The sequence below is a fragment of the Micromonospora sagamiensis genome (assembly GCF_014680085.1).
In the GTDB taxonomy this organism is placed as follows: domain Bacteria; phylum Actinomycetota; class Actinomycetes; order Mycobacteriales; family Micromonosporaceae; genus Micromonospora; species Micromonospora inyonensis.
The window spans coordinates 5663999-5688096 of sequence record NZ_AP023438.1 but is presented as its reverse complement, the minus strand read 5'-3'; the positions used below and the strand labels follow the sequence as shown (position 1 = coordinate 5688096).

The 24098-nt window shown below is 75.8% G+C and carries 5 protein-coding genes; 1 reads left to right on the top strand and 4 read right to left on the bottom strand.

The features are described from left to right. Positions 1–26: 26 nt before the first annotated feature. The gene (locus IGA62_RS25050) at positions 27–5552 is read right to left on the bottom strand and encodes a type I polyketide synthase (RefSeq protein WP_198501108.1); all 5526 of its coding nucleotides are present in this window, start codon (positions 5550–5552) and stop codon (positions 27–29) included. A 284-nt stretch (positions 5553–5836) separates the two neighbouring features. Here IGA62_RS25050 and IGA62_RS25045 point away from each other — a divergent pair, with 284 nt between their 5' ends. Beyond that, on the top strand, positions 5837–6595 hold the full coding sequence (locus IGA62_RS25045) for a thioesterase II family protein (RefSeq protein ID WP_145818586.1): 759 nt from the start codon (positions 5837–5839) through the stop codon (positions 6593–6595). 70 nt (positions 6596–6665) lie between these two features. Here the strand turns inward: IGA62_RS25045 and IGA62_RS25040 are convergent, their stop codons facing one another. The 3 genes from IGA62_RS25040 to IGA62_RS25030 are packed head-to-tail and all read right to left on the bottom strand — an operon-like array spanning position 6666 to position 24001. Further along, positions 6666–7553, bottom strand: coding sequence for an SAM-dependent methyltransferase (locus IGA62_RS25040; RefSeq protein ID WP_145818587.1), 888 nt, complete (start codon positions 7551–7553; stop codon positions 6666–6668). 27 nt (positions 7554–7580) lie between these two features. Beyond that, positions 7581–9191: a bifunctional 3-(3-hydroxy-phenyl)propionate/3-hydroxycinnamic acid hydroxylase MhpA gene (gene mhpA, locus IGA62_RS25035; protein WP_145818588.1), complete on the bottom strand. Its 1611-nt coding sequence runs from the start codon at positions 9189–9191 to the stop codon at positions 7581–7583. 35 nt (positions 9192–9226) lie between these two features. Further along, a complete protein-coding gene (locus tag IGA62_RS25030) occupies positions 9227–24001 on the bottom strand; it encodes a type I polyketide synthase (RefSeq protein ID WP_145818589.1) in 14775 nt (4924 codons plus the stop codon). Positions 24002–24098 lie beyond the last annotated feature (97 nt).

Below are 24098 nucleotides of genomic sequence, written 5' to 3'. Positions count from 1 at the left end.
GGTCGGCAAGCGGGGCGGTTCGACGGTCAGGAACGACCGAACCTGCTGTCGATGAAGTCGAAGAGTTCGTCGTCGCTGGCGTCGTCGAGGGACGGGGCGGCGGAACCGGTCTCCCCGGCCTCGCCCTCCCAGCGGGTGAGCAGCGCCCTGAGCCGCGCGGTGACCGCCGTGCGGGTCTCCTCGTCGGCGGTCAGCTCGGCCAGGGTCTCCGCCGGGGTCGCGGAGAACGCCGTCTCCAGCCGGTCCAGCTCGTCGAGGAGGGTCGGCGCGGACCGGCCAGGGCCGAACTGCGCCATCAGGTGCCCGGTCAGCGCCTCCGGGGTGGGGTGGTCGAAGACCAGGGTGGCCGGCAGCGACACACCGGTCAGGGTGGTGAGCCGGTTGCGCAGTTCCACGGCGGTCAGCGAGTCGAAGCCGAGTTCGGTGAAGGACTGCGCGGTGCCGACGGCGGCCGACGAGGCGTACCCGAGCACCTCAGCGACCTGGCCGGTGACCAGCTCCTCGACCAGCCGGCGGCGGTCCTCGTCGGAGGCCGCAGTGATCCGGTCGCGGAACCCGGCCGCCGGCGCGGCCGACCCGGCGGCGCTGCGCCGCACGCGGACGCCGGCCAGGCCACGCAACGGTGCCGGAAGGTGCTCGACGGTGCCGAGGGTCCGCAGCCCGGCCAGGTCGAGGCGGACGGGCAGCAGCAGCGGCTGCCGGCTGCGCCGGCTGGCGTCGAAGAGGGCGAGGGCCTGCTCGGTGCCGAGCGCGACGATGCCCTGGCGGGCCATCCGTTCCCGACCGCCCGTGCCCAGGTCGCGGGTCATCCCGCTGCCCTCCTCCCAGAGCCCCCACGCCAGGGAGGTGGCGGCGAGCCCGGCGGCGTGCCGGTGGTGGGCCAGACCGTCGAGGAAGGCGTTGGCCGCCGCGTAGTTGCCCTGCCCCGGGCCGCCGAGCGGACCGGCGATCGAGGAGAAGAGCACGAACATCGGCAGGTCCAGGTGCCGGGTGAGGTCGTGCAGGTGCCAGGCGGCGTCGGCCTTGGGGCGGAGTACCGCGGCGGTCCGCTCCGGCGTCAGCGCGGTGACGACCGCATCGTCCAGAGCCCCGGCGGCGTGCACCACCCCGGTGAGCGGGTGTTCGGCGGGAACGGTGGCGAGCAGCGCGGCGACGGCGTCCCGGTCGGCCACGTCGGCGGCGACGAGGCGGGCCTGCGCGCCGAGGCGGGCGAGGTCGGCGAGGAGGTCGGCGGCGCCGGGGGCGTCGTGGCCGCGCCGGCCGACCAGGAGCAGGTGCCGGACCTTGTGCGTGGTGACCAGGTGCCGGGCGATGATGCCGCCCAGGGTGCCGGTGGCGCCGGTGACGAGCACCGTGCCGTCCGGCAGCAGGTCGGTGGTGCCGGTCGGGTAGGCGTCGGCCGGGGCGAGCCGGGGTACGAGCAGCTGCCCGTCCCGGATGGCGAGTTGCGGCTCGTCACCGGCCAGGGCCCGGCCGAGCAGGTCGGCGTCGACCGCGTCGTCGAGGTCGGCCAGCACGAACCGGCCGGGGTGCTCCAGTTGCGCCGTGCGCACCAGACCCCAGGCGGCGGCACCGGCCAGGTCGGTCACCTCCCCGGCGGGACCGGCGGGGACCGCGCCCCGGGTGAGCACGACGAGCCGCCGGTCGGCGAACCGCTCGTCGGCCAGCCACTCCCGCACGGCGGTCAGGACTTCGGCAAGCCGGGTGTGGGTCGCGGCGAGGGGATCCCCGGGTCGGGTGTTCCCGACGGGGAGCAGCACCAGCCGGGGATCGTACCGACCGGCGTCGATGGCGTCGGCGAGCGCGGCGATTCCGCCGGGCAGCGACACGGCAGCGGGTGCGGCGTCGTCGAGCGCCACGATCCCGGCCGCCGACCGGGCCGGCAGCGGCAGCGCGGACCAGCGCAGGTCGAAGAGGGGCAGCTCGGCCGGTCCGGTGGTGTCGAGCTGGCCGGCACCGACGGGCCGGGAGAGGAGCGAGCCGATCCGGGCGACGGGTGCACCCGCACCGTCGGCGAGGGCCAGCGACACCGCCGAGCCGGCCCGGGTGACGCGTACCCGCAGGTGGGTCGCGCCGACGGCGGCGAGCGCGACGCCGGACCAGGCGAACGGGAGGCGGGCCCCGGACGCGTCGGCGTCGGCGTCGTCGGTGAGACCGACGACGTGCAGCGCCGCGTCCAGCAGCGCCGGGTGGAGGCTGAATCCGCCGGTGGCGGTGCCGTCGGGCAGCGCGACCTCCGCGAAGACCCCGTCGTCGGTACGCCACGCGGCGCGCAGCCCACGGAAGGTCGGCCCGTGGTCCACACCGAGGCGGTGCAACTGCTCGTAGATCGGCTCGACCGGCACGACGGTGGCACCGGCCGGCGGCCACTCGGTCAGCGGTTCCGGCGCGTCCGGGCTACCGGGAGCGAGGACGCCCTCGGCGTGCCGGGTCCAGTCGCCGCGCGGGTCGTCCGCCTGGCGGGAGTGGATGGTGACCCGGCGGCGGCCGTGCTCGTCGGGGGCGGCCAGGTGGAGCTGCACCCCACGGGCGCCCTGCTCGGGCAGGACGATCGGGGCGGCGAGCGTCAGCTCCTCCAGCGTGTCGCAGGCGGCCTGCGCTCCGGCGTGCAGCGCCATCTCCACCAGTGCCGAGCCCGGTACGACGACCGAACCCCACACCACGTGGTCGGCGAGCCAGGGCTGGGTCTGTACGGAGAGCTGGCCGCCGTGGATGCGGACGTCGTCGGCGGCGGTGACGAGTTCGGCGTCGAGCAGGCCGTGATTCGTGCCGCGCACGCCGAGTCCGGAGGCGTCGGCTCCGGACGCCCCGGCGTTGAGCCAGTACCGCTGTCGCTGGAAGGCGTAGGTGGGCAGGTCGACGGTGTGCGGCTGGTGTCCATGCTGGGTGAACCAGCCCGCCCAGTCCACCGGCGTACCGGTCACGTGCAACCGGGCCAACGCGGTCACCAACGCGGTCGTCTCCGACTGGTCCCGCCGCAGCGCCGGAACCAGATGCACCACCCGGTCGGTCGGCGTGTCCGCGGCCATCGCCGTCAACGTCGCATCCGGCCCCACCTCCAGCACCGTCGACACACCAAGCCCGTGCAGCGTGGCGACCCCGTCGCCGAACCGCACCGCCTCCCGCACATGCCGCACCCAGTAGTCCGGGCTTGCGATCTCGGACGCATCCGCGACCCGACCGGTCAGGTTCGACACCACCGGCACCCGAGGCGCAGACCAGTTGAGGCCCGCAATGGCAGCGCGGAACTCGTCGAGCATCGGCTCCATCAACCGCGAATGAAACGCGTGACTCACCGACAGTCGTTTGGCCCGCCAACCCCGCTCGGCACACAAGTCGGCCACCCGATCCAACTCGGCAACCGGGCCGGACAGCACCACAGCCCTGGGAGCGTTCACCGCCGCCAAGTCGACACCGTCACCGGCCAGCTCACGCACCTCAACCTCAGGCGCACCGACCGCCAACATCCCCCCACCAGAAGGAAGGGCCTGCATCAACGAACCCCGCGCCGCCACCAGAGCACACGCATCCTCCAGCGACAACACCCCCGACACGTACGCCGCCGTCACCTCACCAATCGAATGACCCGCAACGTAGTCCGCCGTCACACCCCACGACGACAGCAACTCGAAGAGGGCCACCTCGACCGCGAACAGGCCCGCCTGCGTAAACGCCGTCTGATCAAGGAGAACCCCGAGCTCCGTACCCGACTCGGCGAACACCACCTCCCGCAACGGATACGCGAGCCGACCCTCGAACAGCGCACACACCCGATCAAACGCACCCGCGAACACCGGGAACCGGTCATACAACTCCCGACCCATCCCCGACCGCTGCGCACCCTGACCGGTGAACAGCAACGCCCGACGACCGGGTGCTGCCTGCCCGACCACGAGCGCGCCGGCCCGCTCGGTGGCGCCACCGGCGAGGGCGTCCAACCCGGCGGACAGGTCGCCACCGGTCGTTCCCAGCACCACCGCGCGGTGCTCCAACGCCGCCCGGGTGGTGGCCAGGGACCAACCGACGTCCACCGGCGACAGGCCAGCCTGCTCCCGGACGAACCCGGCCAGCCGGCCCGCCTGACCCGCCAGGGTCTCCGCCGACCGCGCCGACACCAACCACGGCACCACCGGCAGGTCAACGGCGGTCGTTGCCGGCGACGCGTCGGCTTCCGCCTCGGCCTGCTCCACGATCACGTGGGCGTTGGTGCCGGATATGCCGAACGACGATACCGCCGCCCGACGCGGCCGATCCACCGCAGGCCACGAACGCGCCTGCGTCACCAACTCCACCGCACCCGCCGACCAGTCCACCTTCGACGACGGCACATCCACGTGCAAAGTCGCCGGCACCACACCGTGCCGCATCGCCAGCACCATCTTGATGATGCCCGCGACACCAGCGGCGGCCTGCGTGTGACCGAGATTCGACTTCACCGAGCCGAGCAGCAACGGCTCGTCCCGCTCCTGCCCGTACGTGGCCAGCAACGCCTGCGCCTCGATCGGATCACCCAGCGTCGTACCCGTACCGTGCGCCTCCACCACGTCCACGTCGGCGGGGGTGAGCCGGGCGCTCGTCAACGCCTGCCGGATCACCCGCTGCTGCGATGGACCGTTCGGCGCGGTCAACCCGTTCGACGCACCGTCCTGGTTCACCGCCGTACCCCGCACCACCGCGAGCACCCGGTGACCGAGCCGCTGGGCGTCGGCGAGGCGTTCGACGAGGAGCATGCCGACGCCCTCGGCGAGGGAGGTGCCGTCGGCGGCGTCGGCGAAGGCCCGGCACCGGCCGGAGCGGGAGAGGTTGCCCTGCCGGGTGAAGTCGACGAAGACGGCCGGGGTGGGCATCACGGTGACGCCGCCGGCCAGGGCGAGGTCGGACTCGCCGGAGCGCAGCGACTGCACGGCCAGGTGCAGCGCCACCAACGACGACGAACAGGCCGTGTCGACGGTGACCGCCGGTCCCTCGAACCCGAACGTGTAGGCCACCCGGCCGGAGCTGATGCTGCCGGCGTTACCGAGGCCGAGGTAGTCGACGACGCCGTCGGGCACGTCGGCCGCGCCGGCCGCGTAGTCGCCGTGGGTGAGGCCGGCGAAGACGCCGACCCGGCCGCCCTTCAGCGCGGTCGGGTCCACCCCGGCCGACTCGAACGCCTCCCAGGACACCTCCAGCAGCAGCCGCTGCTGCGGGTCCATGGCCAGCGCCTCACGGGGCGAGATGCCGAAGAAGCGGGGGTCGAAGTGGCCGGCGTCGTGGACGAAGCCGCCCTCCCGGACGGAGGAGGTGCCGGGACGTTCCCCGGTCGGGTCGTAGAGGTCGTCGAGGTCCCAGCCCCGGTCGGTGGGGAAGCCGCCGACGGCGTCGCCGGACGCGGCGACCAGGTCCCACAGCGCCTCCGGGGAGGTGACGCCGCCGGGGAACCGGCACGCCATGCCGACGATGGCGATCGGCTGCCGGGCCTCGTCCTCGACGTCACGGAGCCGTTGCCGGGTCCGCCTCAGGTCGGTGGTGACCCGCTTCAGATACTCCCGGAGCTTCTCTTCGGTGTCCATCAACCTGACCCATCGCAGTGGCCGGCGGAGACCTGACGCGGTCGACGGTGCGCATGCGCGAATTCTCAGGCCAGTTTCGGTTCCACGTCCTTGAGTACACGTCACCCGAGAGCCACGGGTCCCCCTCTGCGGGGAAGTTATGGCGTCGTATGAGCTGCGACAACCCCTAACCGGTACGGCCGGTCCGCTAGGGGTGGCCCGCGTCCGGCGGCGCGGTTAGCGTCCGGTGGAATGGCCGGGTGCCCGGAGGTCCGGGCCCCATCGCTGGGAAGGACCGCGCGACGATGACCGACCACGACAACGGCCTGTGGGTACGCCGGTTCCACCCGGCCCCGGCCGGTGCGCCCCGGCTGGTGTGCCTGCCGCACGCCGGCGGATCCGCGAGCTTCTACTTCCCGGTCTCCCGGGCGCTCTCGCCGGCCGTGGAGGTCCTCAGCATCCAGTACCCGGGCCGGCAGGACCGCCGCCACGAGCCGTGCGTCGACACCATCCCGGAGCTGGCCCGACAGGTCTTCCGGGTGCTGCGGCCCTGGCTGGACCAGCCGTTGGCGATCTTCGGGCACAGCATGGGCGCGAGCCTCGGCTTCGAGGTGGCGCGGCTGATGGAGGCGGAGACCGGCAGGCCGGCCGCGCACCTGTTCCCGTCCGGGCGACGGGCGCCGTCGCGCCGGCGGGACGAGACGGTGCACCTGCTCGACGACGAGGGTCTGCTCGCCGACGTGAAGAAGCTGAGCGGCACGAACTCGGCGGTGCTCGGTGACCCGGACATGCTGCGGGCCGCGCTGCCGGCCATCCGCAACGACTACCGGGCGGCGGAGACGTACGAGTACACGCCGGGCCCGAAGCTGACCTGCCCGGTGACGGTGTTCACCGGCGACGACGACCCGAAGACCACGGTCGACGAGGCCAGGGCGTGGCAGGAGCACACCACCGGGCCGTTCGACATGCACGTCTTCCCCGGCGGGCACTTCTTCCTGGCCCAGCACCAGCCGGCGATCCTGCGTACCCTCTCGGCGGCGCTGACCCGGGCGGCGGTCGGCTGACCGGAGCCTGCCCGACGCGTGTCGTGGCCCTCACCACCGGGTGTTCCCCGACGGTGAGGGCCACGTCGTGTCACGGCTTGTGGGCGACGGCGATCACGTAGTCGAGCAGGGCGATCTCCTTCTTGATCAGGGTCTCGTCCCGCCAGTGGTTGGCCATCCCCTTGACGGCGCTGCGCTCGGCGGCGGCCTGGAACGCCGGGTCGTGGGGCCGGGCGGCCTGGAACCGCCGCCAGCCCTCCCAGGTGCGGTCCTGGATCGACTGCACGTCGGCGTTGACGAACCCGGCGGCGGTGAGCTGCACGGCGTAGACGGTCCGGTCGTGCCAGTTCTCGTCGGGGATGCTGAACTTGACGAAGCTCAGCGGGCCGGAGCTGATGGACATCCGGGGGGTGTCGTTGCTCAGCGGGATGATGTCGGCGGTGGCGAGGGTGCCGCCGGGCTTGAGCACCCGGAAGGCCTCGGCGAAGAAGGCGCTGCGCGGGTGGAAGTGGAAGGCCGACTCGAGCGCGACGACCCGGTCGAAGGTGTTGTCCGGGAAGGGCAGCTCGGTGGCGGTGCCGAGCTGGAACTCGGCCTGCTCGGCCAGGCCCTCCCGGCTGGCGCGCTCGCGCGCGTGCTCGACGTGCCGGGGGGTGACGTTGATGCCGTGCACCTTGGCCACCCGGCGGTCGCGCAGCCAGGCGAAGTCCTGGTCGCCGTAGCCGAAACCGACGTCGAGGACGGTGTCGTCGGGCTTGAAGCCGGCCGCGTCGGCGAGCTTCGTGGCCAGCGCCTCGCCGGCCACGTCGAGGCTGGTCACGCCCTCCTCCCAGTAGCCGACGTTCATGTACCGGCTGCTGCGGGCGGCGAACTCCACGTCCGGGGACTGGATCTCGTAGAAGCGGCGGACCCGGGTCACCGGGTCCTTGGTGGCCAGGGTCCGGATCACCCGGCCGAGGGTGCGGAGGTTCTCCAACATGTCTGTTCCTTCAGCAGCAGGGAGTGGTCAGGGGTGCAGTGCCCGGCTGGCGACCTGCCGGCGCAGGTCGTCCACCAGGGCGGCCGGGCCGTCCGGTCCGGCCGCCACGCCGAAGACGTAGAAGTCGGGTCGGACGAGCACGGCGTCGGCGTTCGCGTCGGCCAGCCAGGCCAGGTGGACGCCGTCGAGGTCGACGACGTCGATCGGCGCGCTGGCCTCGCCGGACGCCGGGACGGCGGCGGAGTCGGCGGGGGTGGTGCCGTCGGCGGGGCGCACGGTGACCCGGTGGGCACCGAGGGTGTCGAGGAACGCGGTGGCGTCCGGGTCGAGTGTGGCCGGGCCACGGGTGAGCAGGACGAAGCCGGTCCCCACCACCTCGTCGAAGCGTCCGGTCCGGCCGCCCGCGGTCACCCGGCCCTGCACGGCGGGAGCTCCCGCGTACGGGGCGGGGTTGCCGGCCGGGTCGCGGCGCAGCACGCCGTCGACGACCGCCTCACGCAGCGAGCGGGCGTGCCGCTGCTGGGTACGCCGGCGCAGCGCGGCCAGCATCACCGCGTCCCGGCCGGCGGCCTTCTTCTGGTCGGTCTCGCAGATCACCGTGCCGGAGTCGATGGACATCCGGATGGCGTGCTGCACGTGGGCCCGCCGCTCCGCCTCGTAGGTGTCGAGCAGGGACGCGTCGGCGACTCCCCGGTGCACCAGGTCCAGCTTCCAGGCGAGGTTGACCACGTCCCGGAAGCCGGAACTCATGCCCTGGCCGAGGAAGGGGGGCATGACGTGGGCGGCGTCGCCGGCCAGGAACACCCGCCCGGAACGCCAGGTGTCGGCGTAGCAGGCCTGGGTGGTGTAGACGCCGTAGCGGTCCAGCCGGGCGGTGTCCGGGGTGATGTCGAACAGGCCCAGCAGCCGCCAGGCGCTGGCCTCGCCCCGGAACTCCTCCAGGCTCTCCCCCGGCACCCGCATGAACTCCCAGCGGCGGTGGTCGGGACCGGCGGAGACGGCGGTGCGGGGCCGGGCGGGGTCGCAGATCTGGAGGTTGTTCGGCTTGAACTCGTGCGGCTCGTCGAGCACCACGTCGCAGACCAGCCAGTCGTAGCCGAAGCCCAGGTCGGTGACGGTGGCGCCGAGCCAGCGGCGGACGAAGCTGTTCGCGCCGTCACAACCCAGCACCCAGGACGCGGTGAAGGCGTGCTCCGCGCCGGCACCGTCGACGGCGGTCACGTCGACCCGGTCGCCGTGGTCGGTCAGTCCGGTGACCTCCAGCCCCCGGTGCACCTCCACGCCGGGCAGGGCGCGTCCCCGCTCGGCGAGGCGGTCCTCCAGGCCGGGCTGGTAGAACGAGATGGAGTCGGGCCAGCCGGTGGGGCCGTCGTCGGCGACCTTGACGTGCAGCAGGGTCCGGCCGAAGCCGTTCTTCCAGGTGTACTCGCCGGACAGTTCGGTGACGTCGTCGAGCCGGTCGCCGAGGCCGCAGGCGGCGAGGATACGGCTGGCCTCGCCGTCGTAGGACACCGCACGGGGCATGTTGTACGGCGTCTGCCACTTCTCCACCACGCGCACGGTGAGCCCGCGCTGGGCGAGCAGGATCGCCGCCACCTGGCCCACCGGGCCGTAGCCCACGATCAGTACGTCCGTCATCACCGTTCCTCGGGTTTCCGCCTCGGGCCGGGCATCTACAGCCCGAGTTCCGTGTCGATCAGGCTGAAGATCTCGTCGTCGCTGGCCTGGTCGAGGTCCAGGTCGTGGTCGGTGGTGGAGGCGCCGCGCATGGTCCGCCACTTGGCGACCAGCACCTCCAGCCGGGCGGTGACCTGGGTGTGCAGCTCCGCTTCGACGGTCGTCTCGGCGAGTGCGCGTTCCAGGTTCTCCAGTTCGGCGAGGATGGCCGGGGTGGCCTCCGCGTCGTCCGGGACGAGCCGGGAGCGCAGGAACGCGGCGAGCGCGGTGGGATCCGGGTAGTCGAAGATCACCGTTGCCGGCAGCCGCTCGCCGGTCGCCTCGGCCAGCCGGTTGCGCAGCTCCACGGCGGTCAGCGAGTCGAAGCCGATCTCGTTGAACGCCTGCTCGGGCCGGATCGCCTCGGGGCTGCCGTGGCCGAGCACGCTCGCCGCCTCGGCACGCACCAGGTCGAGCAGGTACGCGGACTGCTCGGTCGCGGTGAGCGCGCGCAGCCGACCGGCGAGGTCCCCGCCGCCGGTGGCCGTCGTGGCGCGGGAGCGGGGTCGTTCCCGCCGGACCAGGCCACGCATCAGCGCCGGCACCACGGCCCGCCCGGCGAGGGCGGTCACGTCGACCCGGGTGGGCACCAGATGCTCCTCGGCAGCGGCCAGACCGGCGTCGAACAGCGCCATGCCGAGGTCGGTGGGGATGGCCAGCTGGCCGTCCCGGGCGGTGATCCGGGGGTCGGTGCGGTCCAGCCCGCCGGTCATCGCGCTGGCCTGCTCCCACAGCCCCCAGGCGTACGACTGGGCGGGCAGTCCGGCCCCGCGCCGCCGCCGGGCCAGCGCGTCCAGGTACGCGTTGGCGGCGGCGTAGTTGCCCTGGCCGGGTACGCCGAACACGCCCGCGCCGGAGGAGAAGAGCACGAACCCGGCGAGGTCGAGGTGGCGGGTCGCGTCGTCGAGGTGGCGGGCGGCGTCCACCTTGGGCCGGAAGACGGTGTCGATCCGGTCCGGGGTGAGCGCGGTGACCACCCCGTCGTCGAGCACCCCGGCGGCGTGCACGACGGCGGTGAGCGGGTGCGCGGTGGGCACCCCGGCGACGAGCCGGGCCACGTCGGCGCGGTCGGCGACGTCGGCGGCGACCACGGTGACCGTGGCGCCGAGGGCGGTCAGCTCGTCGGTCAGCCCGGCCACCCCGGGAGCGTCCGGGCCACTGCGGCTGGCCAGCAGCAGGTGCCGTACGCCGTGCCCGGTGACCAGGCGGCGGGCGACCAGCCCGCCGAGCAGGCCGGTGCCGCCGGTGAGCAGCACGGTGCCGTCCGGGTCCCACCCGGCGGGCATGGTGAGCACCACCTTGCCGACGTGGCGGGCCTGGCTGACGTACCGGAACGCGTCGGGGGCCTGCCGGACGTCCCAGGCCCGTACCGGCAGCGGACGCAGGGTGCCGGCGGCGAAGAGGTCCATCAGGGTGACCAGCATCCGCTGGATCTCCTCGGGCGCCACCGTGGTCAGGTCGTACGCCTGGTAGGCGACGCCGGGGTGGTCGACGGCGACGAGGTCCGGATCGCGCAGGTCGGTCTTGCCCATCTCCAGGAACCGCCCGCCGCGCGGCAGCAGCCGCAGCGACGCGTCGACGAACTCACGGGCCAGGGCGTCGAGCACCACGTCGACACCGCGTCCGCCGGTGGCGGCGAGGAACCGCGCCTCGAAGTCGAGGGTGCGGGACGAGGCCAGGTGGTCCTCGCCGATGCCCATGGCCCGCAGCGCCGGCCACTTGCCGGGGCTGGCGGTGGCGTAGACGTCCGCGCCGAGGTGCCGGGCGATCTGGACGGCGGCCATGCCCACGCCACCGGCGGCGGCGTGCACCAACACGGACTCGCCGGCCCGCAGCCCGGCCAGGTCGACCAGACCCCGCCACGCGGTGAGGAAGACCACCGGCACCGACGCGGCCTGGGCGAAGGTCCAGTCGTCGGGCATCGGGGCCAGCAACCGGCGGTCGGTGACCGCGACCGGTCCGAAGCAGCCGAGGAAGACCCCGAGCACCCGGTCACCGGGGCGCAGGTCGGTCACGGCCACGCCGACCTCGGTGACCACGCCCGACGCCTCACCACCGGGTGGACCCGGATCGCCGGGGTAGAGGCCGAGGGCGTTGAGCACGTCCCGGAAGTTCAGTCCGGCGGCGCGGACCCGGACGCGCACCTCCCACGGGCCGAGCGGGGCGTCGGCCGCGTCGGTGGGGACCAGCGTCAGGTGTTCCAGGCTCCCCCGGGTCGGCACGTCGAGCCGCCACGCCGGGACGGCCGGCGGGGTGAGCGTGGCCGCGTCGGCGCGGCGGGCCAGACGCGGGGCGTACGGGGTGCCGTCCCGCCACGCCACCTGCGGCTCGCCGGTGGCGAGGACGGCGGCGACGGTGGCGGCGTCCGGCGTGCCGTCGGTGTCGAGCAGGACGAACCGGTCGGGGTGCTCGGACTGGGCGGAGCGGACCAGTCCCCAGGCGGTGGCCGCGTCGGGATCGTCGACCTCGGCGGGGCCGTGCACGCCGACGGCGCCCCGGGTGAGCAGGACCAGCGGGGTGCCCGCCCAGCGGGCGTCGGCGAGCCAGGCCTGCACCAGCGCGAGGGCCTCGGCGGCGACGAGCCGGGCCCGGTCGCCGTCCACCGGACCGGCGGCCGGCACGGCTCCGTCCACACCGGCGGCCGACGCGGGGCCGGCGGTGTGCCGGCCGTCCGCCGTCGGTCCGGGCCAGCCCGGCGCGGCGAGGACGACGTCGGGCGCGGGTGCTCCCGCGTCGACGGCCCGGGCGAGCGCGGCCGGGTCGGCGTGGTGTCCGAACCCGTCGACAGCCCGGCCGAGCGCCACCACCCGGGTCGGGGTGACCGGTTCGGGCACGGTCAGCGGTTGCCAGTCGAGCCGGAACAGCGCGTCGTCGACGGCCGCGTCCCGCGCGCCCAGTTCGGCGCGGGAGATGGGGCGCATGGCCAGCGAGGCGACCTCGGCCACCGGAGCGCCGGCCGCGTCGACGGCGGTCAGGGTGAAGGCGTGCGGGCCCACCCTGCGCAGCCGGACCCGCAGCGCACCGGCCCCGGCGGCGTGCAGGACGACCCCGTTCCAGGCGAACGGCAGCAGCATCCGGTCGGCTCCGGCGTCGGCGAGGCCACCGAAGTGCGCGGCGTGCAGCGCGGCGTCGAGCAGCGCGGGATGCAGGCCGTACCGGTCGGCGTCGGCGCGCGGGCCGGCGGGCAGCTCCACCTCGGCGTGGACCTCGTCGCCGCTGGTCCACACCGCCCGCAGGCCCTGGAACGCCGGTCCGTACGCGTACCCGTCGGCGGCCAGGCGGGCGTAGAAGTCGGTCAGGTCGACCGGGCGGGCGTCCCGTGGGGGCCAGGCGGTGGCCTCCGGCGGCGCGGTGGGCTCCCCGGCGGAGAGGGTGGCGGTGGCGTGCCGGGTCCACGGCGCCCCGGCCGGCCCGTCGGCGGGACGGGAGTGCAGGGTCACCGGGCGACGGCCGTCCTCGCCGGCCGAACCGACGGCCACCTGCACCTGGGTCGCCCCGTCCGGGGCCAGCGCCAGCGGCGCCTCGATGACCAGCTCGTCGAGGGCCGGGCAGCCGACCTCGTCACCGGCGCGCAGGCACAGCTCGACCAGGCCGGTACCGGGTACCAGCACCGTCCCGGCGACCGTGTGGTCGGCCAGCCACGGTTGCTCGGCGACGGAGAGCCGGCCGGTGAACAGGTGGCCGCGCGCCTCGGCCAGCGGCACGGACGCGCCGAGCATCGGGTGGTCGGCGGCGGCCAGGCCGACCGCGCCGACGTCGCCCCGGCCGGTGACCGGCCGGGGCCAGTAGCGGCGGTGGGCGAAGGCGTACGTGGGCAGGTCCACCCGCCGCCCGCCGGCCAGGGCGGGACGCCAGTCGACCGGGACGCCGCGTACGTGCAGCTGGGCTACGGAGAGCAGGAAGCGGTCCAGGCCACCCTGGTCGCGCTGGACCGAGCCCACCGTCACCGCCCGGTCGTCGTCGGCGAGGGTCTGTTCGACACCGACGGTGAGCACCGGGTGGGGGCTGCACTCGACGTACGTGTCGTGGCCCTCGGCGGCCAGCGCGCGGACCGCCGACTCCAGCTCGACCGGCTGGCGCAGGTTGCGGTACCAGTAGTCGGGGTCCATCTCGGGGCCGTCGAGCCAGCGCAGGTCGGTGGTGGAGAACAGCGGCACCGCGGCCGGGCCGGGCGTGATGCCGGCGAGCGCCCCGGCCAGGTCGTCGCGGATCCGCTCCACCTGGGCGGAGTGGGAGGCGTAGTCGACCGCGATCCGGCGGACCCGGACCTGCTCGGCGGCGAGTTCGGTGAGGAGGTCCTCGACGGCGGCCTCCTCGCCGGAGACCACCACGGCGGCCGGACCGTTGACGGCGGCCACGGCGACCCGGTCACCGAAGCGGGCGATCCGCTCGCGGACCACGTCGGCGGGGAGCGCCACGGAGGCCATCGCGCCCTGTCCGGCCAGGGTGCGGATGGCCCGGCTGCGCAGCGCCACCACCCGGGCGGCGTCGGGCAGGGAGAGCACCCCGGCGACGCAGGCGGCGGCGATCTCGCCCTGCGAGTGGCCGACCACGGCGGCGGGTTGGACGCCGTACGAGCGCCACAGCTCGGCCAGGGACACCATCACCGCGAACAGGACCGGCTGCACCACGTCGACCCGGTCCAGGCCGGGCGCGCCGGGGACCCGACGCAGCACGTCCGGCAGGGACCAGTCCAGGTGGGGCCGGAGCGCGGCGTCGCAGGCGGCCATCCGCTCGGCGAAGACGGGGGCCCGGTCGAGCAGGTCCAGGGCCATGCCGTCCCACTGGGAGCCCTGCCCGGGGAAGACGAACACGCACCGGCGGGCCGGACCGGCCTCGCCGCGCACCAGTTCGGGGGCGGAGCGGCCGTCGGCGAGCGCGTCCAGCGCGGCGGCGATCCGGTCCGGATCGCCGCCGACGAGCACCGCCCGGGTGTCGAAGGTGGCCCGGCTGGTGGCGAGCGACCAGGCCACGTCGAGCGGGCGCTGGTCGGGCCGCTGGGCGAGGTGGGCGCGCAGCCGCCGGGCCTGGCCGGCCAGCGCCTCGGGGGTACGCGCGGAGAGCAGCCACGGCAGGGCCGGCACGCCACCCGGCAGGTCGGCCGCCGGTGGCCCGGCGGGCGGCTCGGCCCCGGGCACCGCCTCGACGACGACGTGTGCGTTGGTGCCACTGATGCCGAACGAGGAGACACCGGCCCGCGCCGGCCGGTCGGTACGGGGCCAGGGGCGGGCTTCGGTCAGCAGGTCGACCGACCCGGAGGCCCAGTCGACGCGGGAGGTGCGGTGGTCGGCGTGCAGGGTGCGGGGCAGCCGGCCGTGCCGCATGGCGAGGACGACCTTCAGCACCCCGGCGACACCGGCGGCGGCCTGGGTGTGCCCGAGGTTGGACTTCACCGAGCCGAGCAGCAGCGGCGGGACGTCGGCCGGGCGCTGCCCGTACGTGGCGAGGATCGCCTCGGCCTCGATCGGGTCGCCGAGCGGGGTGCCGGTGCCGTGCGCCTCCACCACGTCCACGTCGGCCGGGGTGAGGCCGGCGGCACCCAGCGCGGCCCGGATGACCCGTTCCTGGGAGGGCCCGTTCGGGGCGGTGAGCCCGTTGGACGCGCCGTCCTGGTTGACCGCCGTGCCGCGCACCAGGGCGAGGACGGGGTGGCCGCGCCGCCGGGCGTCGGAGAGCCGCTCCACGACGAGCATCCCGACGCCCTCGGACATGCCGAATCCGTCGGCGGACTCGGCGAACGCCTTGCACCGGCCGTCGGCGGCGAGGCCGCGCTGGCGGCTGAACCCGGTGAGACCGGCCGGGGTGGACATCACCGACACGCCACCGGCCAGTGCCAGGTCGCAGTCCCCCTGGCGCAGGGCCTGCACCGCCAGGTGCAGCGCGACCAGCGACGCCGAGCAGGCGGTGTCCACGGTCACCGCCGGGCCCTCCAGCCCGAGCGCGTACGCCACCCGTCCGGAGAGGACGCTGCCGGCGGTGCCGGTGAGCAGGTGGCCCTCGTCGGCGGTGGTCTCGCCGTCGTCGGAGGACGCGCCCGGGGCGATGTGGTCGGCGTAGTCCTGGCCGTGGGTGCCGGCGAAGACGCCGGTACGGCTGCCGCGCAGCGTGCCGGGGTCGACCCCGGCACGTTCCAGCGCCTCCCAGGAGGTCTCCAGCAGCAGCCGGTGCTGCGGGTCCATGGCGAGGGCCTCACGGGGGCTGATGCCGAAGAACGCGGCGTCGAAGTCGGCGATGCCGGAGAGGAAGCCACCGGCCCGCACGTACGTCCGGCCGGGGGTGCCGGGGGCGGGGTCGTACAGGTCGGCCAGCGGCCAGCCCCGGTCGGTGGGCAGGTCGCCGATGACGTCGCCACCGGCGTCGAGCAGCCGCCACAGCTCCTCCGGGGAGCCGATGCCACCGGGGAACCGGCAGGCCATGGCGACGATCGCCACCGGCTCGTCGAGGGCGACGGTGGTCGCGTCGGCGACCTCGGTGGCCACGGTGCCGAGCAGCCGGGCGTGCAGGTGCGCGGCGAGCAGTTCCGGGGTGGGGTGGTTGAACACCGCGTGCGGGGCGAGCCGGACGCCGGTGCCGGCGGAGAGCCGGTTGCTCAGCTCCACCGCCATCAGCGAGTCGAAGCCGAGGTCCTTGAACGGGCGGTTCGGCTCGACGGCGGTGGGGTCGGTGTGCCCGATGACGGTGGCGCACCGGTTGCGGACCAGGTCCAGCAGCAGGGCGGCCCGTTCGGGCTCGGCCAGACCGGCGAGGCGGTCGGCGAACCCGGCGGCGGTGCGCGGGGCGGGATCGGCGTTGACCGCCCGGCGGGGCGGCGGGGGCAGCAGCGCCCACAGCAGGGCCGGGACCTCCCCGGCGGCGCGCACGGCGGCCAGGTCCAGTCCGATCGGCACCAGGGTCGCCCGGTCGGCGGACAGGGCCGCGTCGAACAGGGCCAGCCCGGCGGCGGTGTCGAGGGGACGGGTGCCACCGCGGGCGAGGCGGGCCAGGTCGGCGGCGCCGAGGCGGCCGGCCATGCCGTCCTGCTCGGCCCAGAGTCCCCAGGCCAACGCGGTGGCCGGCAGCCCCTGGGCGTGCCGGTGCGCGGCGAGCGCGTCGAGGAAGGCGTTGCCGGCGGCGTAGTTGCCCTGGCCGGGGCTGCCGAACACCGCCGAGGCGGAGGAGAAGAGCACGAAGGCGGCAAGGTCGAGGCCGGCGGTCAGCTCGTGCAGGTGCCACGCGCCGTGCACCTTGGCCCGCAGGGTGTTCGCCCACCGGGCCGGGTCGAGGCCGGTCAGCAGCGCGTCGTCGGTGACGCCGGCGGCGTGCACGACGGCGACGAGCCGGTCGGCCAGCGGGGCGACGACGGCTTCGAGGGCCGCGCGGTCGGCGACGTCCACGGCGACCACCCGGACGGTGACCCCGGTCCCGGCGAGCGCGTCCGTCCAGGGTGCCGGCCGGCCGGTCCGGCTGAGCAGGACCAGTTCGGTGACACCGTGCGCGGTGGCGAGGTGGGTGGCGACGTGCCGGCCGACGCCTCCGGTGCCGCCGGTGACCAGCACCGTTCCCCCGGTGAGCACCGGTGGCGGGGTGCCGGGGTCCGGGTCGGCGGGGCGCAACCGGGGCACCAGGGCCCGCCCGTCGCGGACGGCCACCTCCGATTCGTCGACGGCGGCGGCCAGCGCCGCCCGTACGGTGGCGTCGTCGGTGGCGTCGAGGCGCAGCAGCAGGAACCGGCCGGGGTGTTCGGCGTGGGCGACCCGGAGCAGCCCGACGACCGGCGCGTGCACCGGGTCGCCGTCGCGGACGGCCACGGCGAGCCGGGTGCTCTCGGCGCGCGGGTCGTCCAGCCAGCGCCGGAGCACGCCGAGGAGGCCGAGGCCGACGGCGTGGGCCCGGTCGGGCACCGACGCGTCGGGGTCCCCGTCGCCGGCCCGGAGCACGAGCAGCGGGGGCAGCGGCCCGGCCGGCGGTGCGCCGTCGGCGACGGTCCACGCGGGAACCGGTGTCACCGGGGTCACGGCCGGCAGCCAGTCGACCGCGTACAGGCCGGCGGTGCCGCTCTCGGTGGTCGGGGCCGCCACGTCGGCGGGCGGCACCGGCACGTCGCGCAGGACGACGCGGTCCACGTCGAGCACCGGGGCCCCGGCGTGGTCGACGGCGCTGAGCGTCACCGCGTCGGCCCCGGCGCGGGCGAGGCTGACCCGCAGCGCGTGCGCGCCGGTGGCGTGGCGGCGGACACCGGTCCACTCGGTGGGCACCGTCCGCCGGCCGTCGCCGGGGTGCGGGGCGAAACCGGCGAGCGGGAGCAGGCGCAGGGCGGCGTCGAGCACCTGCGGGTGCACGCCGTACCGCTCGGCGTCGGCGTCGGTGGTGTCCTCGGGCAGGCGTACGTCGACGAGCAGCCGGTCCCCGGCGGTCCAGGCGGCCCGGGCCAGGTCACCGGCGAGCGCCCGGTGCGCGTCGACGGTCAGGTCCACCGGCCGGGCCCCGGCCGGCGGCCACGTCGGCACGACGGTGCTCGGGGCGGCGGTCGGGTCGGCCGGGGTGAGCAGCGCCTCGGCCACCTCCCGCCAGGGCTGTCCGGGTCCGGTGCGGACGTGACAGCGGGCGGTGCGGTGTCCGTCGGAGTCGGGGCCGGCGATGTCGACCTGCACGTCGACGGTCAGGTCGGCCGGGTACGGGACCGGCTCGGGCACGCACAGCCGCGCCACGGTGGGCACGCCGAACTGCTCGCCGAGGTGGGTGAGCACGTCCAGCAGCACGGTGGCGGGCAGCAGCGGTGCGGTGCCGTCGCCGGTCGGACCGGGCTGGCCGGCGGTGCTCCGGCCGGTGGCGACCACCTGGCCGGTGCCGGCGACCGGCAGCACGCCGTCGAGCAGCGGGTGCCCGGCGTCGACGAGCCGACCGGAGCCGGGCCCGCCTGCGGGCAGCCAGTAGTGCCGGCGCTGGAAGGCGTAGGTGGGCAGGTCGACCCGGGCGTGCGGGCCGGGGCCGGTGATCGCGGCCCGGTCCACCCCGACGCCGCGTACGTGCAGGCGGGCGACGGCGGTGAGCAGCGCCTCCGGTTCCGGCTCCCCGGTACGCAGGGTGGGGACGAACGCGACCTGGTCGCCGGCGTCGGCGAGGCAGTCCTGCGCCGTGGCGGTGAGCACCCCGGCCGGGCCGACCTCGAGGAACGTGGTGACGCCGTGCCGGTGCAGGGCGCGGACCCCGTCGAGGAAGCGGACGGTGCCCCGGACGTGGTCGACCCAGTAGTCGGCGGAGCAGAGCCGCGCCGGGTCGACCAGCTCGCCGGTCAGGTTGGACACCACCGGCAGCCGGGGGGCACGGTAGGTCAGGCCGGCGGCGACCTCGCGGAACGCGTCGAGCATCGGCTCCATGCGGGCCGAGTGGAAGGCGTGCGACACCCGCAGCCGGCTGGTGCGGCGGCCGGTGGCGCGCAGGGTCGCCGCGACGGAGAGCACCGCGTCGGTGTCCCCGGAGAGCACCACGCTGGTGGGGCCGTTGACGGCGGCGAGCCCGACCCGGTCGGTGAGGTGGACGGCCACCTCGGCCTCGGCCGCCTCGACGGCGACCATCGCGCCCCCGGTCGGGAGCTGCTGCATGAGCCGGGCCCGGGCCGCGACCAGGGCGGCCGCGTCGGCGAGCGGGAACACGCCGGCCACGTGGGCGGCGGCCAGTTCGCCGACGGAGTGGCCGAGCAGCAGGTCGGGGCGGACGCCCCAGGACTCGACGAGCCGGTACAGCGCCACCTCGACGGCGAACAGCGCCGGCTGGGTGTAGAGGGTCTGGTCGAGCAGGGCGGCACGCTCGTCACCCTCGGGCGCGCAGACCACCTCGGCGACCGGGTGCGGGGCCTCCCCGGCGAGGTGCCGGTCGAGTTCGGCGCAGGCGGCGTCGAACGCCTCGGCGAAGACGGGGTACGCGGCGCGCAGCCCCGCGCCCATGCCGGGACGCTGGCCGCCCTGGCCGCCGAAGAGCACGGCGAGCAGCCCGTCGTCGACCCGACCGGTGACGACGGTGGGCAGGTCGGCGTCGCCCCGGGTGAGCGCGGTCAGTCCGGTCCGGGCAGCGGCCGGGTCGGCGACCAGCAGGACGGCCCGGTGGTCCAGCGCGGCCCGGGTGGTCGCCAGGGCGTACGCCACGTCGCCCGGGTCGGCGTCCACCCCGGGGCCGTCGAGCCAGCCGAGCAGGCGGGCGGCCTGGTCGCGCACGCCCTCCCGGCTGGCGGCGGAGAGCAACCAGGGCACGGCCGACTCGGTGCGGGCACCCGAAGCGGCTCCGGCGGGCTGCGGCGTGACGTCCCCGGCGTCGGGGGCGTCGGGTTCGGGGGCCTCGACGATGACGTGGGCGTTGGTGCCGCTGATGCCGAACGACGAGACGCCGGCCCGGCGGGGCCGGTCGACCGCCGGCCAGGGGCGGGCGTCGGTGAGCAGCTCCACCGACCCGGCCGTCCAGTCCACCTCGGAGGTCGGCGCGTCCACGTGCAGGGTGCGGGGCAGCGTGCCGTACCGCATCGCGAGGACCATCTTCATCACCCCGGCCGCCCCGGCGGCGGCCTGGGTGTGTCCGAGGTTGGACTTCAGGGAGCCCAGCAGCAGCGGCCGGTCCCCGGGCCGGTCCTGCCCGTACGTGGCGAGCAGCGCCTGCGCCTCGATCGGGTCGCCGAGGCGGGTGCCGGTGCCGTGCGCCTCGACGGCGTCCACATCGGCCGGTCGCAGGCCGGCGGCGGCCAGCGCCCGCCGGATCACCCGTTCCTGGGCGGGCCCGTTCGGCGCGGTGAGCCCGTTGGACGCGCCGTCCTGGTTCACGGCGGTGGCGCGCAGCACGGCGAGGACCGGATGGCCGTTGCGACGGGCGTCGGAGAGCCGTTCCAACAGCAGGACGGCGACGCCCTCGGACCAGCCGGTGCCGTCGGCGGCCTCGGCGAACGCCTTGCACCGCCCGTCCGGGGCGAGACCGCGCTGGCGGCTGAACTCGACGAACGCCTGCGGGGTGCCCATCACCGCCACCCCGCCGGCCACGGCGAGGGAGCAGTCCCCGGCGCGCAGCGCCTGCGCGGCGAGGTGCAGCGCCACCAGCGACGACGAGCAGGCGGTGTCGACGGTGACCGCCGGCCCCTCCAGCCCGAGCGTGTACGCGACGCGACCGGAGACGACGCTGCCGGCGGTGCCGACGCCCAGGTAGCCCTCGACGCCGGGCGGCGCCTGGCGCAGGTTCGCGGCGTAGTCGTGGTGCATGACGCCGGTGAAGACCCCGGTGGCGCTGCCCCGCAGCGTGGTCGGGTCGATGCCGGCGCGCTCGAACAGCTCCCAGGAACTCTCCAGCAGCAGCCGCTGCTGGGGGTCCATGGCCAGCGCCTCGCGGGGGCTGATCGCGAACAGGGTGGCGTCGAAGTCGGCCGCGTCGGCGAGGAAGCCGCCGACCCGCGCGTACGAGGTGCCCGGCTGGTCGGGGTCGTCGGAGAACAGGTGGGCGAGGTCCCAGCCCCGGTCGGTGGGGAACCCGGTCAGCCCCTCCCGGCCCTGGTCGAGCAGCTCCCACAGCTCCTCCGGCGCGGTGACGCCGCCGGGGAGCCGGCAGGCCATCGCGACGATCGCCACCGGCTCGTCGGTGGCCGACGTCCCCGCCGCCTCGTCGGCCGCCACCGGGGCGGCACCGCGCAGCCGGGCGGCGAGGTGCCGGGCGAGCGCCTCCGGCGTCGGGTGGTCGAAGGCAGCCGTGGCGGAGAGCCGGGCCCCGGTCTCCCGGGCCAGCCGATCGCGCAGGGCCACCGCGCCGACCGAGGTGAAGCCGAGTTCCTTGAAGGCCCGCCCGGGGCGGACCGCGGCCGGGCCGGGCAGGCCGGCGACCTCGGCGGTGGCCGCCCGGACCAGGTCCAGCAGGAGCCGGTCGCCCTCGGCGGCGGTCAGCACGGCCAGTCGGCGGCGCAGCGCCCCCGCCGCCTCGGCGGTGTCACCGCCCACACGGGCGGGTTCCCGCCAGGCCGGGTGGTCGACCGGGGGCCGGGCGAGCAGGACGAGGTCCGCCCCGTCGTGCGCGATGTCGAAGGCGTCGAGGTCGCGGCGGAGTTCGGCGGTCGTCGGGGCGGGGTTACGGTTCGCGGTGCCGGCCAGCCGGGCGGGCAGCCCGGCCGCGCGCCGTCGGGCCAGCAGGGCGTGCAGGGCACCGACGACGGCGGCGGCCCGGTGGCCGTCGGCCGTTCCGAGCAGCGGCCCGGACGGGACGAGCACGGTGAAGGCGCTGACGTCGGCGTGCCGGGTCCGCCGGTGCAGCCCTTCGGCCAGGGCCAGCAGCCGCCCGCCGTGGTCGTCGGTGTCGTCGTCGGCGCGGTGCCGGCCCGGACGGCCGTCGGGGACCTCGGCGGTGAGGTCGTCGGCGGTGAGGCAGAGCAGGGCCGCCCCGATCTCCTCGTCGCCGAGGGACGCGGCAGGATCCGGGGCGGGCCCGGGGACCAGCGGGGTGGCCTCGGCACCGGCGGCGGTCAACTCCGCCGCCAGGGTGGCCAGCGCGGGGGCGTCCGCCGGTCCGGTGGGGAGCAACCTCAGCCGCCGGACGCCGTACGCGGTGACCAGGTGCCGGGCCAGCGCCGCCCCGAGCGGGGTGTCCGCGCCGGCCAGCACGACCGGGTCGGCGACCGTGGCCGCGTTCTCCACCGCCGGGACGGGCACCGGTCCGAGGTGCGCGTGGCGGACCTCACCGGAGCGCAGGGCGACCTGGGCGGCGCCCGAGGCCACGGCCACCGGCAGCAGGGTGGCCAGGTGCGCGTCGGTGTCCCGGTCGACCAGCACGATCCGGTCCGGGTGGGCGGCCTGGAGGCCCCGGGCCACCGCCCAGGCCGCGACGGCCGTCGGGTCGAGGTCCGGGTCGTCGGGGCGGTCCGGGGTGGAGGCGTCCACCGCCCCGGTGGTCAGCAGCACCAGACGGGAGTCGGCGAACCGGCCGTCGGCGAGCCAGCCGCCAAGCCGGTCCGCCAGCGCCACCGGGTCCACGTCCGCCGGCCCGACCGGCAGGACCACCACGTCCGGCACCGGCCCGCTGTCGCACAGGGCGGCCAGGTCGGGATGGACCCGGAGGCGGTCCGGGTCCACCGCACCCAGCGCGTCGGCGGCGCCGACGACCGCCCAGCGCAGGTCCGGCACCGGTACGCCGGTCAGGTCCAGGCTCGCCCAACTGATCCGGACCAGCTCGTCGTGGTGGCTGCCGTTGACGGCGCGCAGCCGGGCCGGCTGGTCGGGCAGCAGCCGGCGGGTGACCTTCCCGGAGGCCGTGCGCGGCACGGCGGCGATCTCGTACAGCTCCTGCGGGACCTTGTGGTAGGCCAGCCGTTCCCGGCAGGCGGCCAGAGCGGTCCGGGGCGCGAAGCCCTCCGGCCCGGCGACGACGTACGCCACCGGCACCTCGCCGAGCACCTCGTGCGACCGGCCGGTGACCGCCACGTCGGCGACGCCGGGGACGGTGCGCAGCACCTCCTCCACCTCGGCCGGGTGGATCTTCTCGCCGCCCCGGATGATCAGCTCCCGGTGCCGGCCGGTGACGAAGAGGTTGCCGGCGGCGTCCCGGCGGGCCAGGTCACCGGTGCGGTACCAGCCGTCGCGCAGCACCGCGTCGGTGTCGGCGGGCCGGCCGTGGTAGCCGAGCATCACGCTCGGTCCACGCACCCACACCTCGCCCTCCACCCCGGCGGGGACGTCCCGGCCGGTCTCCGGGTCGACCAGGCGCACGTCGACGCCGGGCACCGGGCGCCCGCAGGATCCCTCGACCCGAGGTTCGTCCGGCCGGGTGACGGCGATCGAACCGCAGGTCTCCGTGCTGCCGTACGCGTCGAGCAGCGGCGCGTCGAAGACCTCCTCGAACGCCCGGCGCAGCGGACCGGTGGTGATCGCCCCGCCGACCAGGCACACCCGCAGGGCGGGGGCACGGAAGCCGGTGTCCCGCGCGGCGGCGACCAGGTGGTGGTACATGGCCGGCACCCCGGCCAGCACCGTGGCGTCGTCCTGCTCGACCGCGCGCAGGACGTCCTCGGCGGAGAACCCGTCGACGAGCCGGGCGGTCGCGCCGACCGCGGTCACGCTGAGCACACAGCCGATGTGGGAGAGGCTGTGGAACAGCGGCAGCGGCCAGACCACCCGGTCGGAGGAGGTGAGACCGGGGATCGGCACGTAGCAGGAGGCGACCGACCACAGGCAGGTGCGCTGGGTGGAGAGCACGCCCTTGGGCCGGCCGGTGGTGCCCGAGGTGTAGAGCATCCAGGCGACCTCGTCGAGGCCGAGGTCGTCGCGGGCGTCCACGGCGGGTTCGGCGTCGACCAGGTCGGACCAGGCGGCGACGCCGTCGGGGAACGGACCGGTGCCGGTGACCCACACCCGCAGGTCGGGGCGGTCCCGGCGCAGCCGGAGCAGCTGGTCGAGGTGCTGGGGGTCGGTGACCACCAGCACCGCGCCGGAGTCGTCCAGCAGGTGGGCCAGCTCGGCGTCCGTGCTGCGCGGGTTCACCGGTACGCCGACCGCCGCCGCCCGGGTGACGGCCAGCCACGTCTCCACGGTCTCCACGCGGTTGCCGAGGCAGAAAGCGACCCGGTCACCGCGGGCCACCCCGGTCGCGGCCAGGTGCCCGGCCAGCCGGCGGGTCCGCTCGGCGAGCGCGGCGTAGCCGACCGACCGGTACTCGTCGCGGAACGCGACCCTGTCCCCCAGTCGGGCGGCGTGGGCCCGCAACAGATCGGGCAACGGCTGGACCAGGTCGCTCCGAAGCATGTCACCACATCCGTCCCTCGCCGTAACGGCCCAAGTCTTCCCAGCGACCTTCCGGTGACCTACCCCTGTCACCCCCTAAGTGGTCCCCAGATCCACC

Bases quoted from the DNA above. Each gene is read 5' to 3' on its own strand.
- IGA62_RS25050 (WP_198501108.1), bottom strand. From the start codon at position 5,552: ATGGACACCGAAGAGAAGCTCCGGGAGTATCTGAAGCGGGTCACCACC.
- IGA62_RS25045 (WP_145818586.1), top strand. From the start codon at position 5,837: ATGACCGACCACGACAACGGCCTGTGGGTACGCCGGTTCCACCCGGCC.
- IGA62_RS25040 (WP_145818587.1), bottom strand. From the start codon at position 7,553: ATGTTGGAGAACCTCCGCACCCTCGGCCGGGTGATCCGGACCCTGGCC.
- mhpA (WP_145818588.1), bottom strand. From the start codon at position 9,191: ATGACGGACGTACTGATCGTGGGCTACGGCCCGGTGGGCCAGGTGGCG.
- IGA62_RS25030 (WP_145818589.1), bottom strand. From the start codon at position 24,001: ATGCTTCGGAGCGACCTGGTCCAGCCGTTGCCCGATCTGTTGCGGGCC.